Source organism: Bradyrhizobium sp. CCBAU 25338 (genome assembly GCF_028128965.1).
Classification (GTDB): domain Bacteria; phylum Pseudomonadota; class Alphaproteobacteria; order Rhizobiales; family Xanthobacteraceae; genus Bradyrhizobium; species Bradyrhizobium liaoningense.
Genome location: NZ_LFKY01000041.1, coordinates 59627 through 75225, shown reverse-complemented (window position 1 = coordinate 75225; position 15599 = coordinate 59627). Strand labels below are relative to the sequence as shown.

Here is a 15599-nt window from a genome sequence, read left to right as displayed (position 1 = left end):
GCACACCGCCTCACGCCCCGTAGGTCGAGCCCTTCGGCAGCGGGAACACCGGGTCCTGTGTCCTGATGTTGGTCGGCCACACCACCGAGATGTGCTCGCCCGCGTTCTGCATCACCACCGGTGTCGAGCGTTCGTTCTGGCCGGAGAGCGGCGTGCCCGGAGGGAAGAATTTCACGCCATAGCCCTGGATGGTGCCGCCTGCGGGGATGTCGACGTCGAGCGCCGCCTTGCGGATGGCCTCGGGCTCGAAGCTGCCGTACTTCTCCTTGGCGACCGGCAGCACGTTGTTGAGCAGTACCCAGGTCTGGTTGAAGCCCATCGAGCAGTGTGGCGGCACGTCGGTCGCACCGGTCTTGGCCTTGTAGCGCGTGACCATGGCGTTGATCAGATCACCCATGCCCGGCGCGAGCTTGGCGGGATCGAGCAGTTGCGCCGGCACCGGGTCGATGTTGCAGAAATTGTCGATGTCGGCCCCGAAGGTGGCGCGCAGCTTGTCGAGCTGGCTGTAGCCGGCGCCAGCCCCGAACAGCATCTTGAAGCGCAGGCCGCTCTCGCGTGCCTGGCGCAGGAACAGGGTGATGTCAGGGTTGTAGCCGGCATGCGAGATCACGTCGGCCTTGGCGCGCTTGATCTTGGTGACGAGCACCGACAGGTCCGGCGCCGATGCCGAATAACCCTCGCGCAGCACCACCGGGATGCCGGCCTGCCTGGCATAGGCTTCGTCGGCCGTGGCGACACCGACGCCATAGGGCCCGTCCTCGTGGATCAACGCGACCTTGACCTCCTTCGGGTCCATGCCGAGCTTGGCTTTCGCATGCTCGTTGATGAAGCTTGCAAAGGCCTGCCCGTATTGATCCGAATGGATCTGCGCGCGAAACACGTATTGCAGGTTCTTGTCCTTGAACACGGCGGTCGAGACCGCGGTCGTGATCCAGAGGATCTTCTTCTGCTGCTCGACCTTGGCCGCGAGCGGCACCGCATGCGAGCTCGCATAGACGCCGTTGAGGATGTCGATCTTCTCCTGGCTGATCAGCCGTTCGGCCTCGTTGATTGCAACGTCGGGCTTGCTCTGGGAATCCGCAGCGACCGGAGCAATCTTGGTCTTGCCGCCGATACCGCCCTTCTCGTTGACGAGATCGATCGCGATCTGCGCGCCGATCGACGAGGCGACCGAGCCGCCGGCGGCGAAGGGGCCGGTGAGGTCGTAGATCAGGCCGATGCGTAAAGTCTCGGCCTGCGCCTGGGCTCTGGTCCAATCGAGGCTGAGTGCGGCGGCGGCAGCCGCCGTACCCTTCAGCAGCTGCCTGCGTGAAGTCGGCATCCTATCCTCCCTCAAAACCGTCTTATGATTGGTTGTTATTTTTTTGCGAAGTATGGTGAGGGGGACAGCGGAAAGTCAACATCGCGAAAGTCGGGTGCGCCGTAGAACGCAATTGCGAAATAACGGTCAGGCCCGGCGCGATCGTGCGCTACTGCGCCAAGCGCCGCGCCAGATAAGGCGCCGTTTTCCCGCCGGCTGTGGCGACCTGATCCGGTGTCCCCGAGGCGACGATCCGGCCGCCCTCGTCGCCGGCGCCGGGGCCGAGATCGATGATCCAGTCGCTGTGCGCCACGACGTCCATGTCGTGTTCGACCACGATCACGCTGTTGCCGGCATCGACGATCCGATCGAGCTGGGCGATCAGCCGCTCCACATCGCGCGGGTGAAGGCCGGTGGTTGGCTCGTCCAGCACATAGAGCGTGTGGCCGCGTTGCGGGCGCATCAGCTCGGTCGCGAGCTTGATGCGCTGCGCCTCGCCGCCGGACAGTTCAGTCGCGGACTGGCCAAGGCGGATATAGCCGAGGCCGACCTCGCGAACGACGGACAGCGAACGGCTGAGCGCAGCATCGCCCTCGAAGAACGCGAAGGCCTCGTCGACGCGCATCGCCAGCACGTCCGCGATGGATTTACCGTCGATCTTCACCTCGAGCGTCTTGTCGTTGTAGCGCGCGCCCTTGCAGGTCGGGCAGGGCGCGTAGACGCTGGGCAGGAACAACAGCTCGACGCAAACGAATCCTTCGCCCTCGCAGGTCGCGCAGCGGCCCTTGGCGACGTTGAACGAGAAGCGGCCGGCATCGTAGCGTCGGGACTTTGCCTGCGGGGTTGCGGCGAACAGTTTCCGGACATGGTCGAACAGACCGGTATAGGTCGCAAGATTGGATCGCGGCGTGCGGCCGATCGGCTTCTGATCCACCACGACGAGGCGGTTGATCCGGTCGAGGCCGGCAACGATTCTGCCGCCTGACGTCTCGACCGTCGGGGCGAGGCTGTCGTCATCGGCATCAGTGGCAAGCGTATGGCCGAGATGTTCGGCCACGGCCTCGACGAGAAATTGGCTGATCAGGCTCGACTTGCCGGAGCCGGACACGCCGGTGATGCTGGCGATGACACCGAGCGGAATGTCGACGTCGAGGCCGCGCAGATTGTTGCGGGTCACGCCCTTGAGCTTCAGATGTCCCTTCGGCTCGCGGCGGACCGCCGGCAGTTTCTTTCGCGGATGCGCGAGGTAATGCGCGGTTCGCGATTGCTCGATGTCACCGAGCCCTTCGGGCGGCCCGCTGTAGAGAATGAGCCCGCCGCCCTCGCCGGCATCGGGGCCGACATCCACCAGCCAGTCGGCATGCCTGATCACCTCGATCTCGTGCTCGACCACGAAGATCGAGTTACCCGCGTGCTTCAGCCGGTCCAGCGCGCGCAGCAGTGCCTCGGTGTCGGCGGGATGCAAACCTGCGGACGGCTCGTCGAGCACGTAGACGACGCCGAACAGGTTCGAGCGGACCTGCGTCGCAAGACGCAAGCGCTGCAACTCGCCCGGCGACAGTGTCGGGGTGCTGCGCTCGCAGGCGAGATAGCCGAGGCCGAGGTCGAGCAGCACGGCCAGACGTGCCGACAGATCCTCGCAGATGCGCCGGGCGACGACGGCTTTCTCCGACCTGTCCGTCGAGGCTTTTGCGAACGGCTTGATCAGCTCGTGCAACTGCTTGAGCGGCAGATGCGACATCTCGGCGATGTCGAGGCCGGCAAATTTGACCCTGAGCGCCTCGGGCTTGAGTCGCGTGCCGTGGCAGGTCGGGCAGTCCCGGATGATCATGAATTGCGCGACGCGGCGCTTCATCATCGCGCTCTCGGACTTGGCGTAGGTCTGCATCACGTAGCGCTTGGCGCCGGTGAACGTGCCCTGGTAGCTCGGCTCCTCCTTGCGGCGCAGGGCGCGCTTGACCTCGGCGGCGTCGTAGCCGGCATAAACCGGGACGGTCGGCTGCTCCTCGGTGAACAGGATCCAGTCGCGGTCCTTTTTCGGCAGCTCGCGCCAGGGCTTGTCGACGTCGTAGCCGAGCGTCGTCAGGATGTCCCGGAGGTTCTGTCCCTGCCAGGCGCTCGGCCAGGCCGCGACGGCGCGCTCGCGGATCGTCCTGGTGTCGTCGGGCACCATGGATTTCTCGGTGACGTCGAGCATCCGGCCGATGCCGTGGCAGGTCGGGCAGGCGCCCTCGGGCGTGTTGGGCGAGAACGACTCCGCATAGAGCATCGGCAGCCCCCGCGGGTAGTCGCCGGCGCGGGAATAGAGCATCCTGAGCAGGTTCGAGATGGTGGTGACGCTGCCGACCGACGACCGCGTCGTCGGCGCCCCACGCTGCTGCTGCAGTGCCACCGCGGGCGGCAGGCCCTCGATGTCGTCGACCTCGGGGATCTGCATCTGGTGGAAGAGGCGCCGGGCGTAAGGCGACACCGATTCCAGATAGCGCCGCTGCGCCTCGGCGTAAATCGTTCCAAAGGCCAGCGAAGATTTCCCGGAGCCCGAGACGCCCGTGAACACGACGAGGGCGTTGCGGGGGATCCTGACGTCGACGTTCCTGAGGTTGTGCTCCCGCGCGCCCCGGACCCGGACGAAGCCGTCGTCCTGCGTCAGGCTCCCGGTTAGCTTTGCTCGATCGTCCATCTTGCCTCCACTCCCCCGCACGGGTAACGACAAGATCGCAGGATGGGTCCTTCGATGCCAGCGGCCGCTTCCGTTCTGTACAAAGCGAAGGCCCGCCGCGGTGATCGCGACGGGCCTTGCAAGCGCCCTGGGCAACCAGCCAACCCGCAGAGCTATCGCATTGCCGCTTTGTGCGAGCTGAGTGCACGCCTCGTCCTTCGAGACGACCGCTTCGCGGTCTCCTCAGGATGAGGCTAAACAGCATCGGCGCCCGTTGAAAGTAGCGCAACCCGTTCGGTCCTCATCCTGAGGGCCCGCCAACGGCGGGTGTCTCGAAGGATGGCCACAGGCGAATCTCCCATATGCGATTGCCCTACGGCGAGCCGCGCCTCAGACGATGAAGTCCTGGCATTGAGATCGGCGGCATGGATGCCGTCCAGCGTGATCGTGTCGTTGGCCGTCAGCTGGATCACCGCATTGCCGGCGCCCGTCGTCGCTGATCAGGCTCTTCAGATCGGCCCAGCCCGCAAAGCCGTAGGCGTGGACGTCGATCACATCATGCTCCCGCACCATGCTGCCGACGGCCTTGTTGCCCTGATCGAAATCGTTGATCACGTCCTGGCCCGAGCCTGTCCCGAATACGAACAGATCGTTGTTTGGTCCGCCCCAGAGCTGATCATTGCCGCCACCGCCGCTGAGGAGATCGCGGCCGCCCGTGATAGAGCCGGGCGCGGTTGGGGCATAGATGCGTGCATCGCCATACAGCCAATCGCCGCGCTCGCCGCCGAGAAGGATATCGTTTCCGCCTTGCGTATTGCCCGACATGTTCGAGGCATCCCCGGTGAGTGCGATGGACGTCGAGTCGGGATTGCCATCGACGGCCGCGATCAGGATGTCGTCGCCTCCACGGGCGTTGTCGCTCATATAATACGTATCCCCCTCGAGAGAGGCCCCTCCCGAACGGGCTTCGGCGCCGACGGTGTAAATGAGGATGTCGTTGCCGCCACGTGTGTTGCCGCTCATGGCGTAGAGCGCATCCCTCGACATCGTCGCTCCGCCATAGATGCCGGCCTGGGTCACGTGGAGGATATCGTTGCCGCCATGGGCATTGTCGCTCATGATGTAACCGGTGTCGCCCCCGAAAGAGCCAAACGCTCTGTTCCCCATCACTGCGGTGATATCGTCATTGCCTCCCCTTGCATCGCCCGACATCGTGTTTCCGGCGTCTCCCAGCACAGAGACACTCGAATATGTCGTGTACGAGGCATCGACGTAGATCGTGTCATTGCCGCCACGGGAGTGACCGGACATCGTCTGCGCATCGCCGTCGATATACGCATAGGTGCCGTAGCCCTCGATGTCCGCGACGAGGAGGTCGTTTCCTCCGCGCGAACGCCCCTGGAGGTCTGCTTCGTCACCGAGCAAGGTCAAGACACCGTGGCCCGCACGGACCGTGGCTATCATTATATCGTTCCCGCCGTGGGCGTCGGTCGGCAGGCCCGGATCTCCAAAAGCGGTCACAACTTGCAGGTCTCCGACGCTGACGATGATCGTGTCGTTTGGCATGCGGCGCATCGCGCAACTCCCACCTGATGTTCGGTCGCGCTCGGAGAGAGCATCACGCTTCCCCCGCACGCCACGGTCTGCTGCGCGACCTATCTTCGTTGAATTAATGGCGGAGATTTGCCCGAGGTTTGGGGAACTGCGATCAGCGTGTCGTCGTGCTGTCACAGAACGCAAATTCACGCGCCGGCGCTTCACGCCGGCGCGCTCGCTCGTGCACGGTTCCGCTCAGCCCGGGCCAGCGCCTTGCGTCGCCGTGTACACTGCGTAGAGCGATTGGCTGGCGGCCATGAAAAGACGATTTCGTTTCGGGCCGCCGAAGCAGACGTTGCCGCAGACTTCAGGCAGGCGGATGCGGCCGAGCAGCTTGCCCTCCGGCGACCACACGGTCACGCCGCTGTAGCCGACGGCGCGGCCGGCATTGCTGGAGGCCCAGAGGTTGCCATTGACGTCGCAGCGCAGGCCATCCGGTCCGCACTTCACGCCGTCGATCATGCAATCGCTGAACTTCTTGAGATTGGAGAGTTTGTTGTCGCTGCCGACGTCGAACACGAAGATCTCGCCCTTGCCGCCGGGGCCGGTGTCTCCAGGTCCCTTGCCGGTCGAGGCGATGTAGAGCTTCTTGTAGTCGGGCGAGAAGCAGAGCCCGTTCGGGTCGGGCACCTGGTCCTCGGTGACGACGAGATCGATGCGGCCGGAAGGGTCGATGCGATAGCAATTGGTCGGCAGCTCGCGCTTGCCCGGCACGAAGCCGGCCGGCTGGCCGATCCGCGGATTGAGCTTGCCGCCCGCATTGCTCGGGCCGCCCGCGACGTCGGGCTCGCCCTCATAGAGCTGGCCGCCATAGGGCGGATCGGTGAACCAGTAGCTGCCATCGGGATGCGCCGCGATGTCGTTCGGCGAGTTCAGCTTCTTACCCTGATAGGAGTCCGCCAGCACCGTGGCGGTGCCGTCATGCTCGTAGCGCGTCACCCGGCGCGTCAGGTGCTCGCAGGAGAGCTGGCGTCCCTGGAAGTCGAAGGAGTTGCCGTTGGAATTGTTGGAGGGCGAGCGGAACACGCTGACGCGGCCGTCGTCCTCGCTCCAGCGCATCTGCCGGTTGTTGGGAATGTCGCTCCACAGAAGATACCGGCCCTGCGCGCTCCACGCCGGGCCTTCGGCCCATAGCAGTCCGGTGTACAGACGCTTGATCGCGGTGTTGGGCTGCGCGAGATCGTTGAAGGACGGATCGACCGCGATGATGTCGGGGTCCCAGAAATAGGTCGTCGGCGCACCGTGGGGCCCGAAATCGCGCGGCGGGGTCGTGATGGTGGTCGGCGGTGCGGCGGGCCCGGTCTGGGCCAGCGCGGAGCCGGCTCCCATCACGGTCGCAGCGGCGCCGAGCGTAAGTCCCCGGACAAGTGTTCGTCGTGAAAGCGCAGCGTCCTGGTCACGCTGCTCGTGGTCACGAGCCTCCTGGCGTGTCATCGCGTCCTCCCGATCATGTTCACTGGCCAGTTGATCCGGCCGAGCCGGGCGGAGGTTAGTCCGGTCCGGTGTCGGTTGCGAGAGGTGGAATCGAAACCACGGCGCGATGGCGGGTCGCAATTTCGTCACCTTCGAGTGCGTTTTGGATGAGAGTTTGACGGGATAAAGCCGGAGCTCATTGTGCAAATTGTCGTCCTGGTCTTCATCCTCGCGATCGCATTTGCGGCCGGCTATTTCGCGCGCGACTACGTCTCCCGCAAAAGGCGTGCGGAGGCACGCCGCTGGCGCGAATACAGCGAACCGGATTGGCTCCATGCGAACGCGCCGGCCAATACCAACGAGCTTGCGAAGGCCGGCACCGCTGCACCCGTGCCGACCGGTGAGCTCGGCCAGATGCTGGGCCGCTGGGAGAGCCGGGCCCGAGCCCGCCGCACCGGCGTGGGATAGCCGCCTCGGGCTATGTGGGCCTGCTAGGTCAAATATGCTGACCATCTTTTGGCGTTGCAGTTGCAGCCGTTTTTCGTCTAGAAACGGGCCGTACTGAGCCTTCCGGCAACGAACCGTCAACGGTTTTGGCCGAGGATTTGTGGCTCAAAAGGGTCTGGCAATGTCGATTCGCGGCCAAATCGAGGGGATTTCGGGGGAGGTGGCTCTGGCCGCCGCCACGACCTCGGCCGCGTTGCTGCCCACCCTCCTTATTGGCGGCCTCCTTCTTACTTGCCCCTGAGGGCCGGCTGGGCGCCACGCGCCTGGGCGCTCAGGGGTTGGTCGAGATCACCGGACACCTCAAGCGCCAAGGGACAAATCGGTCTGAACGGCGCAAACGCTCAAAAGGAAATTTCGTAATGGCCATCCAGAACAAGTCCGACAAGGACCGCGTCATCATTTTCGACACCACGCTGCGCGACGGCGAGCAGTGCCCTGGTGCCACCATGACCTTCGAGGAGAAGCTCGAGGTTGCCGAGCTGCTGGATGATATGGGCGTCGACGTCATAGAGGCCGGCTTCCCGATCACCTCCGAAGGCGACTTCCAGGCCGTCAGCGAGATCGCCCGCCGCTCCAAGAACGCAGTCATCGCCGGACTGTCCCGCGCGCATCCGGCCGACATCGACCGCTGCGCCGAGGCGGTGAAATTCGCCAAGCGCGGCCGCGTCCACACCGTGATCGCGACCTCGCCGCTGCATATGCGGGTGAAGCTGAACAAGACCCCCGAGCAGGTGATCGAGACCTCGGTCGCCATGGTCGCGCGCGCCCGCAACCAGATCGACGACGTCGAATGGTCGGCGGAAGACGGCACCCGCAGCGAGATGGACTTTTTGTGTCGCATCGTCGAGGCCGTCATCAAGGCCGGCGCCACCACGGTGAACATCCCCGACACCGTCGGCTACACGGTGCCGGAGGAATACACCCACTTCATGAGAACGCTGATCGAGCGCGTGCCGAACTCGGACAAGGCCGTGTTCTCGGTGCACTGCCACAACGACCTCGGCATGGCAGTCGCGAACTCGCTGGCCGGCATCGTCGGCGGCGCGCGCCAGGTCGAGTGCACCATCAATGGCATCGGCGAGCGGGCCGGTAACGCGGCGCTCGAAGAGATCGTGATGGCGATCAACGTCCGCAACGACAAATTCCCCTACTGGAACAGGATCGACACCACGCAGCTGACCCGCGCCTCGAAGCTGGTGTCGGCGGCGACCTCATTCCCGGTGCAGTACAACAAGGCGATCGTCGGCCGGAATGCCTTCGCGCACGAGAGCGGCATCCACCAGGACGGCGTGCTGAAGGACGCTTCCACCTACGAGATCATGCGGCCGGAGATGGTCGGCCTGAAGCAGTCCTCGCTGGTGCTCGGCAAGCACTCCGGCCGTCATGCCTTCGTGCACAAGCTGGAGGAGATGGGCTACAAGCTCGGCCCCAACCAGCTGGAAGATGCGTTCACGCGGATGAAGGCGCTGGCCGACCGCAAGAAGGACATCTACGACGAGGACATCGAGGCGCTGGTCGACGAGGAGATGGCGGCGTCCCACGACCGCATCAAGCTGACCTCGCTGACCGTGATCGCCGGCACCCATGGCCCGCAGCGCGCGACCATGAAGCTGGACGTCGACGGCCAGATCAAGATCGAGGAGGCCGAGGGCAACGGTCCCGTCGACGCGGTGTTCAACTGCATCAAGCGCCTGGTGCCGCACGAGGCCAAGCTGGAGTTGTATCAGGTCCACGCCGTCACCGAAGGTACCGATGCGCAGGCCGAAGTCTCGGTGCGGCTGTCGCATGACGGCCGTTCGATGACGGCACGCGCGGCGGATCCGGATACGCTGGTGGCCTCGGCCAAGGCCTATCTCGGCGCGCTCAACAAGATCGTCATGAAGCGCCAGCGCGACACGGTGACGACGGCGGCGGCGAGCTGACGAGCGAAGCTGTCGTTCCGGGATGGTCCGAAGGACCAGCCCCGGAATTTCGAAATTCCGGATTCGGTCTCGGACCGCTCCGGAATACCGCCGAGGAGATGGCTGCCCTGCTAACGGCCAATAGCCTCTGGCGATGCCGGTCTGTATGAATGCAGCCGGCATGAGGATAGGCCGCTCGGCATGTCGGGCGGCCCAATAACACCAGGGAGAGATTATGCGCACCTTCGCGATCGCCGCGTCCATGGCGGTACTGGCACTTGGCCTGACCGGGCCGGCACTGGCCCAATCGCCAATCATCATCAAGTTCAGCCACGTCGTCGCCACCGACACGCCGAAGGGCAAGGGGGCGGAGAAATTCAAGGAGCTCGCCGAGAAATACACCGGCGGCAAGGTCAAGGTCGAGGTCTACCCGAACTCGACGCTCTACAAGGACAAGGAAGAGCTCGAGGCGCTCCAGCTCGGCAGCGTGCAGATGCTGGCACCGTCCAACTCCAAGTTCGGGCCGCTGGGCATTCGCGAGTTCGAGGTATTCGATCTGCCCTATATCCTGCCTGACCTGAAGACGCTGCGGAAGGTGACGGAAGGCCCGCTCGGCGCAAAGCTGCTCAAGCTGCTGGATGCCAAGGGCATCACCGGCCTTGCCTATTGGGACAACGGCTTCAAGCAGATGAGCGCCAACAAGAAGCTGATCACGCCTGCCGACTATCAGGGCGTCAAGTTCCGCATCCAGTCCTCGCGCGTGCTGCAGGCCCAGTTCAAGGCGCTCAGCTCGCTGCCGCAGGTCATGGCGTTCTCGGAAGTCTACCAGGCACTGCAGACCGGCGTGGTCGACGGTCAGGAGAACACCTGGTCGAACATCTATACCCAGAAGATGCACGAGGTGCAGAAGTACATCACCGAGACCAACCACGGCTACATCGGCTACGTCGTGATCGTGAACAAGAAGTTCTGGGACGATCTGCCGGCTGACATCCGCGACCAGCTTTCCAAGGCGATGAAGGAGGCGACCGCCTTCAGCAACACGCAGTCGCAGAAGGAGAACGACGACGCGCTCGCCGAGATCAAGAAGAGCGGCAAGAGCGAGATCATCAAGCTCACGCCGGAGCAGGACGAGGCGATGCGCAAGGCGATGGAGCCGGTCTACAAGGACGCCGCAAGCCGCGTCGGCCAGTCGCTGATCGACGAGTTCCAGAAGGAAGCGAAGAGCACGACGAACTGATCCTGACGGACGATGAATGATGAACGAAGGCTTCCGTGCGGTCCGCACGGAAGCCTTTTTGTTGCGAATGATTTCCGATCGCGGCTGGAGGTAAAATCGGCCGTTACATCTTCGTAACAACGCGCTCCCTGTCCAAGTTGTAAGTTGCGCGTCAGCCGCGCCGCGCTCATCCTCGGAGCATCCTTCAAGAGGAGGTTCGTATGAGGAAATTCACCATCGCAGCCATCGCCGTGCTCAGCATCGCCGGCTCGGGCGCGGTCTATGCCCAATATCATCGCCCGTGGATGGAGCACGTCCGCCACATGCGCATGAACCCCGAGGACCGCGCCGCCTTCGTCGACGCGCGGATCGCCGCCGTCCATGCCGGGCTGAAGCTCAACGCCGATCAGGAGAAGCTGTGGCCGCCGGTCGAGGCCGCCGTGCGGGAGTTCGCCAAGCTGCGCATCGATCGCGCCAATGCGCGGATGAATGCCGGTCCCGGTGATGCCGACAAGGCCGAGGATCCGATCGCCCGCCTGCGCCAGCGCGCCGAGGACATGGGCGCCAGCTCCGCCGCCCTGAAGAAGATCGCCGATGCCGCCGATCCGCTCTACAAGACCCTGGACGAGGGCCAGAAACGGCGCCTCGCCGTGCTGACCCGCCACCGCGGCCCGTTCGGCGGCGGCGAGGATGGGCCGCGGCACCGCCATTTCATGGACCGCATGGACCGCATGATGGACCGGGGCATGGACCACTTCCACCATGACCGCTTCGACCGTGACGGCGGCCCGGACCGGGACCGCGAGGGCCGGCTCTGAGCGGATCGGGTTTCCGGCCATTAACCGTGGCGAAGCCGCTGGAATCCAGCGGCTTTTCGCATTTCTGGGCCTGTGGACGAAGCCTTGGAAAACTTGCGCCCAATCGCTTGCCATCCCCGGATCGCTTTGCTAAACGACCGGCCTCGCAAGGCATTAGCCGCCTTTCGGGCGCATAGCTCAGTTGGTAGAGCAGCTGACTCTTAATCAGCGGGTCCCAGGTTCGAGCCCTGGTGCGCCCACCACTCTCAAGAGATTGGCCCACAAGGGCTTTTTTCATTTTTGCGGATAGAACAAAATGTGGCCGTGCGACGCTTTTTGTGGTCGCACGTCGCACGCCGTGCGACGAGTCTGTATCGTTCTCTGAATGTTCTTTGTGGCACTTTGTAGGAGACGGTTGCAACCGGCGAGGGTATCACCGACATAAACAGAGCACACGGGCTGTCGCCGAACGAGGTTCGGCCGGTCCCGCAGTCAGCCCTTCATCCCTTCCTTGCGTACCTGCAATTCGAGCCGGTCGATGCCGGCGTCGGCGCGATCGGCATTTCGGGCGCGGTAATGCTTCACGATGGTTTGCGCGCTTCGATACGAGTGCCCGGTAATGTCGCAGATGGTCAGCAGGTCGCAGCCGGCGCGATCAAGCAGCATCACACAAGTATCGCGCAGGTCCTGGTCGTGTTTCTGGTCGAGTTCGCCGGCCACATTGACAAACATTAGCGACGGGCAGGGCTTCAGGCGCCACGCCGCCGTCTCCCCATTGCTGTCGCGCGTTGCCTGCGCATCCAGCCATCGCGCCAATGCACCCGCGCGCTGATCGACCGCGCGGGCCCGTTTCGCTTTGTTTTCTGAATCGAGTGAGAAAGGCGCGAACAGTGTGTCGACGGTATTGATCAGTTCGGAGGTCAGCCGCTCAGCGCGGACGACCGCCTGACGCGCGGTATGACTTGCGAGAAAGCCGAAGACGGCGACGGCCCGCGCGGTTGATACCCAATGGCGATAGGTGCTCTCGTCATATGGCTCGCCATTGTCCTCGTTGATGACAAGTTCGAGCGGTACTGTCTCAAGCTGAAGCCGCAGCTTGAGCGCCTTTATCCTGGCGCGCGAAGCGCTTAGCCTTGCGCTAAGTTGTGGCGCCTCCTTGATGTCGACGAGTTCGCCAGTCTTGCTTTGCCGGAACGCGTGCCGTCCCTCGACGTCACCCTCGTCACGCATGATCAGACGATCGGTCTGGCGCTGCCCGGTGAACAGGGCAAGATAGAAGCTGTCACCAATCGAAGGCCGTTCGATTGCATCGGCTGCAGCCACCCATGCCGAAAATTCTCGCATCGCTACCAGCACGATCCGGCCGTCCGGATGATCGAACTCCATGCCCTCTCGCGGGTTTGGTCCGAGGCGCCACAGGATGCTTTCCTGACCCCAAGTGAACGCGGCAGACAGCGTCGCGATCATCGACAGCGCCATGTGATGCCCGCGCACTGATTTCGCATAGTTATAGAACGCGCGGAACTCCGGCTTGCCAATCGAAGATGGCGTCGCGGTCGCGATCGCCTCGAGCTCTCGCGCGGGCTCCGCCAGGCCGAGCAGTCGGGCGGCTCGGATCTCCGCACGCATCCGTGCAGCAGCCTCGCGCGTCTGCGGTCGATACAGGATGGCGGAGATGCACTTCCGGTAGGATGATTGCGAGGCGGCCGACAATGCCTTGAACTCAGCCGATTTGCTCCAGTCGTCTAGAAGATCTCCAATTGTGGTACGCTTCCTTACAGTTATCTTTTTGGGCAGTTTGCCGGCGCGCCGCGCCGCATCGATTTCCGATCTTCGTCTATCTGAAAAGTCAGAGGCCTCCTGGAGATTGAACCATGCACCGACCGGATGGCCTTTTTCATCGTGGGGCGGATGGCGCAAGTCGGAATCGAGGAAGCCAAGTGCTCTGGCGTAAGCGCCATGCGATGAACGCGGGCGACCGTCACGCCACTTCACGTACGGAAATTTCGGATCCGCCATAGCAAACCTTGGTGCCGAAGTAAGAAAGCACCTATTGGACTCTGGGGCGATCTACGATGTCAAGCGCGATGATTGCCATAGGCCGTTCTCAGCCGCTCGCGATGTTCTGCATCGGTTGCTGCTGGTGGTGGCACGAATGTGTCATTGGCGATCGTCTTTGGACGCATGGGGTGATGTCGGGTCAGCCAGGCGTCGAAGCCCGTGCGCTCCCATTTGAGCGGCCCCCGCGCGCTGATCGGCGCTGGCAAGCCGTCGCGCTCGTGTCGGATCTGACGCGTGCGATAGAAAGTGTCCAGCGAAATGCCCATCGCTTTTGCGACTTCAATTGAAGAATAGGGCGGCTCCATGGTCTGTGCGCTATTTGGCGAGCGCAGCTGCATAAGTCCGCAACGCCGCGTCACTTTTTTCTCCGTTGAACGATTTCGATACAACATGGAAGCAGACAAGAACGAACATGAAAAGCGTGCCCTCCTAATCGTAGCGAATTCGGCTAATTTCGCGTGCAAAATAGGATGCAAGGGTCCTCTCGCGTCGCGTCTTCACGCACCGTGCTGAGGGAGAACATTCATGGGAGGAGCCCAAAGACCGCCGATGCGATTGCAAACCGGATAGATGGGGCTTCTCAGTCGCGGAGTTTATCGTTCCGTGCGGTGATGCATTCCCAACAAAAATCAATTATCGGGCGGCACGAATTGAAACAGGCATTCTTATTTCGTCTGCATGGTTGACGCTGGTCGGCTACTCAACAATGTTGAAGTGCCATGACGGGTTCATGGCTACCGAAAATTGAGAGGAGCGGGATGACGTTTTTGAGCTTCCGGTGCACCTCCACTCGAATCACATGTGCCGCGTGATGACGTCAGCGCTTGAACGTGAGCTTCACCTTGGTTTGAACCTGCACGGCGCTGGGGGACATGCAGCGGCGTGGCGGTGGCCCGGAAATCCTCCTGGGGCATTCTACGACGTTGAACATTACGTACGAGCCGCAAAGCTCGCCGAGCGTGGAAAGCTCGACGCGGTTTTCCTCGCCGATACGCCAGCGCTCAATCCAGCAATCGACAAAAGCCCGCCGCTCAATGGCATCGAGCCGACGATTACGCTTGCCAGCATCGCACGAGAAACAAAATTTGTCGGGTTAATCGGCTCGGCATCCACCACCTACAACGAGCCCTATAACCTCGCGCGCCGATTTCAGTCGCTTGACGTTGTCAGTGGCGGCCGTGCGGCCTGGAATGCAGTTACGACATCCAATGTCTATACGGCCAGGAGCTTCGGCGGCCAGGAGCAATCACGTGATGACCGTTATCGCCGCGCTGAAGAATTCGTGGAGGCCGTGCGAACCCTTTGGCAGAGCTGGGGAGAAGGCGCTCTTATTCTGGACCAGGCCTCGGGGCGTTTCGGTGATCCGAGCCGGCTGCAGAGGGTAAGACATGCCGGCGAGTTCTTCGACATCAGCGGGCCACTGACACATCCGGGCTCAAGACAGGGACAGCCGGTTATCTTCCAGGCAGGCGGATCGGATCAGGGGCTTCAGTTCGCTGCCCGAAGCGCCGACGCCGTGTTCTCGTCGACAGGCAATCTGGAAATCGCCTTGCGCGAGGCCGATCGCCTCAGGTCGTTTGCTTCTCAACATGGACGACGGGCGCCCCTTGTGCTGCCGGGCATCGTCACTTTCATTGCCGGAACGGAAGAGGAAGCAATCAAGCGCAAGGCAGGGCTTGACGAGCTTATCAACTTTGACGTTGCCCTTGATGTGCTGTCCGGTCGTTTCGGTATTCCTGCCGAAAGGCTGAAGATCGACGAACCAATCGACCCCAACTTACTGCCGCGACATGCGGACGCGGCTTTTTCCATCGGCCAGTATCGCACTGTGGAAGCGCTCGTGCGCTCCGGCAAAACGGTCCGCGAGATCATCGTCGAGGCGCCTGCTTACGGTCACCGGGTGCTGGTTGGATCGCCGGAGCAGATTGCCGCTTCCTTCGAAGAGTGGTTCCGGGCTGGCGCAGTGGACGGGTTCAACGTCATACCGGATGTTCTGTCCGACGGCACGCCTGCGTTCGTCGACCATGTTGTTCCCGTTCTGCAGCGGCGCGGCTTGTTCCGTTCGGACTATAGCGGCGAAACGCTGCGCGAGCATCTTGGCATTCCTCTGCCGGGCGAGCGCGCCGAACAGGTCTCCGCCGCCTGA

11 protein-coding genes and 1 tRNA gene are annotated in these 15599 nt (G+C 63.1%); 6 read left to right on the top strand and 6 right to left on the bottom strand.

The window, feature by feature from the left end; all coding sequences use genetic code 11:
- Positions 1–10 precede the first annotated feature (10 nt).
- From ACM42_RS27315 to ACM42_RS27300, 4 genes are all read right to left on the bottom strand, one after another.
- The gene (locus tag ACM42_RS27315; RefSeq protein ID WP_271530767.1) at positions 11–1321 is read right to left on the bottom strand and encodes an ABC transporter substrate-binding protein; all 1311 of its coding nucleotides are present in this window, start codon (positions 1319–1321) and stop codon (positions 11–13) included.
- 148 nt (positions 1322–1469) lie between these two features.
- Positions 1470–3980: an excinuclease ABC subunit UvrA gene (gene uvrA / locus ACM42_RS27310; protein ID WP_271530766.1), complete on the bottom strand. Its 2511-nt coding sequence runs from the start codon at positions 3978–3980 to the stop codon at positions 1470–1472.
- 369 nt (positions 3981–4349) lie between these two features.
- Positions 4350–5534: a calcium-binding protein gene (locus ACM42_RS27305; RefSeq protein WP_333922008.1), complete on the bottom strand. Its 1185-nt coding sequence runs from the start codon at positions 5532–5534 to the stop codon at positions 4350–4352.
- A gap of 216 nt (positions 5535–5750) precedes the next feature.
- Positions 5751–6989 carry an SMP-30/gluconolactonase/LRE family protein gene (locus tag ACM42_RS27300; protein WP_271530765.1) on the bottom strand — a complete coding sequence of 413 codons (1239 nt, stop codon included), beginning with the start codon at positions 6987–6989 and terminating at the stop codon, positions 5751–5753.
- 177 nt (positions 6990–7166) lie between these two features.
- Here ACM42_RS27300 and ACM42_RS27295 point away from each other — a divergent pair, with 177 nt between their 5' ends.
- From ACM42_RS27295 to ACM42_RS27275, 5 genes are all read left to right on the top strand, one after another.
- Positions 7167–7436 carry a hypothetical protein gene (locus tag ACM42_RS27295; RefSeq protein ID WP_271531169.1) on the top strand — a complete coding sequence of 90 codons (270 nt, stop codon included), beginning with the start codon at positions 7167–7169 and terminating at the stop codon, positions 7434–7436.
- Positions 7437–7834: 398 nt separating this feature from the next.
- Entirely contained in the window at positions 7835–9397 is a 1563-nt protein-coding gene (locus ACM42_RS27290) for a 2-isopropylmalate synthase (protein ID WP_271530764.1), read from the top strand.
- Between the two features lie 214 nt (positions 9398–9611).
- A complete protein-coding gene (locus tag ACM42_RS27285) occupies positions 9612–10616 on the top strand; it encodes a TRAP transporter substrate-binding protein (RefSeq protein ID WP_028180623.1) in 1005 nt (334 codons plus the stop codon).
- 200 nt (positions 10617–10816) lie between these two features.
- Positions 10817–11413 carry a Spy/CpxP family protein refolding chaperone gene (locus ACM42_RS27280; RefSeq protein ID WP_271530763.1) on the top strand — a complete coding sequence of 199 codons (597 nt, stop codon included), beginning with the start codon at positions 10817–10819 and terminating at the stop codon, positions 11411–11413.
- A gap of 166 nt (positions 11414–11579) precedes the next feature.
- A tRNA-Lys gene (locus tag ACM42_RS27275) sits at positions 11580–11655 on the top strand.
- A 229-nt stretch (positions 11656–11884) separates the two neighbouring features.
- On the opposite strand, the gene ACM42_RS27270 is transcribed toward ACM42_RS27275, so the two are convergent.
- Positions 11885–13411 (bottom strand): hypothetical protein, encoded by a 1527-nt coding sequence (locus tag ACM42_RS27270; protein WP_128948312.1) that lies wholly within the window; start codon positions 13409–13411, stop codon positions 11885–11887.
- Positions 13412–13470: 59 nt separating this feature from the next.
- Complete coding sequence (locus ACM42_RS27265) at positions 13471–13791, bottom strand: hypothetical protein (protein WP_208757077.1); 321 nt, start codon at positions 13789–13791, stop codon at positions 13471–13473.
- 473 nt (positions 13792–14264) lie between these two features.
- Here ACM42_RS27265 and ACM42_RS27260 point away from each other — a divergent pair, with 473 nt between their 5' ends.
- Positions 14265–15599 (top strand): NtaA/DmoA family FMN-dependent monooxygenase, encoded by a 1335-nt coding sequence (locus tag ACM42_RS27260; RefSeq protein ID WP_271530762.1) that lies wholly within the window; start codon positions 14265–14267, stop codon positions 15597–15599.

Bases quoted from the DNA above. Each gene is read 5' to 3' on its own strand.
- ACM42_RS27285 (WP_028180623.1), top strand. From the start codon at position 9,612: ATGCGCACCTTCGCGATCGCCGCGTCCATGGCGGTACTGGCACTTGGC.
- ACM42_RS27270 (WP_128948312.1), bottom strand. From the start codon at position 13,411: ATGGCGGATCCGAAATTTCCGTACGTGAAGTGGCGTGACGGTCGCCCG.
- ACM42_RS27290 (WP_271530764.1), top strand. From the start codon at position 7,835: ATGGCCATCCAGAACAAGTCCGACAAGGACCGCGTCATCATTTTCGAC.
- ACM42_RS27265 (WP_208757077.1), bottom strand. From the start codon at position 13,791: ATGCAGCTGCGCTCGCCAAATAGCGCACAGACCATGGAGCCGCCCTAT.
- ACM42_RS27305 (WP_333922008.1), bottom strand. From the start codon at position 5,534: ATGCGCCGCATGCCAAACGACACGATCATCGTCAGCGTCGGAGACCTG.
- ACM42_RS27315 (WP_271530767.1), bottom strand. From the start codon at position 1,321: ATGCCGACTTCACGCAGGCAGCTGCTGAAGGGTACGGCGGCTGCCGCC.
- ACM42_RS27280 (WP_271530763.1), top strand. From the start codon at position 10,817: ATGAGGAAATTCACCATCGCAGCCATCGCCGTGCTCAGCATCGCCGGC.
- ACM42_RS27260 (WP_271530762.1), top strand. From the start codon at position 14,265: ATGACGTCAGCGCTTGAACGTGAGCTTCACCTTGGTTTGAACCTGCAC.
- ACM42_RS27300 (WP_271530765.1), bottom strand. From the start codon at position 6,989: ATGACACGCCAGGAGGCTCGTGACCACGAGCAGCGTGACCAGGACGCT.
- uvrA (WP_271530766.1), bottom strand. From the start codon at position 3,980: ATGGACGATCGAGCAAAGCTAACCGGGAGCCTGACGCAGGACGACGGC.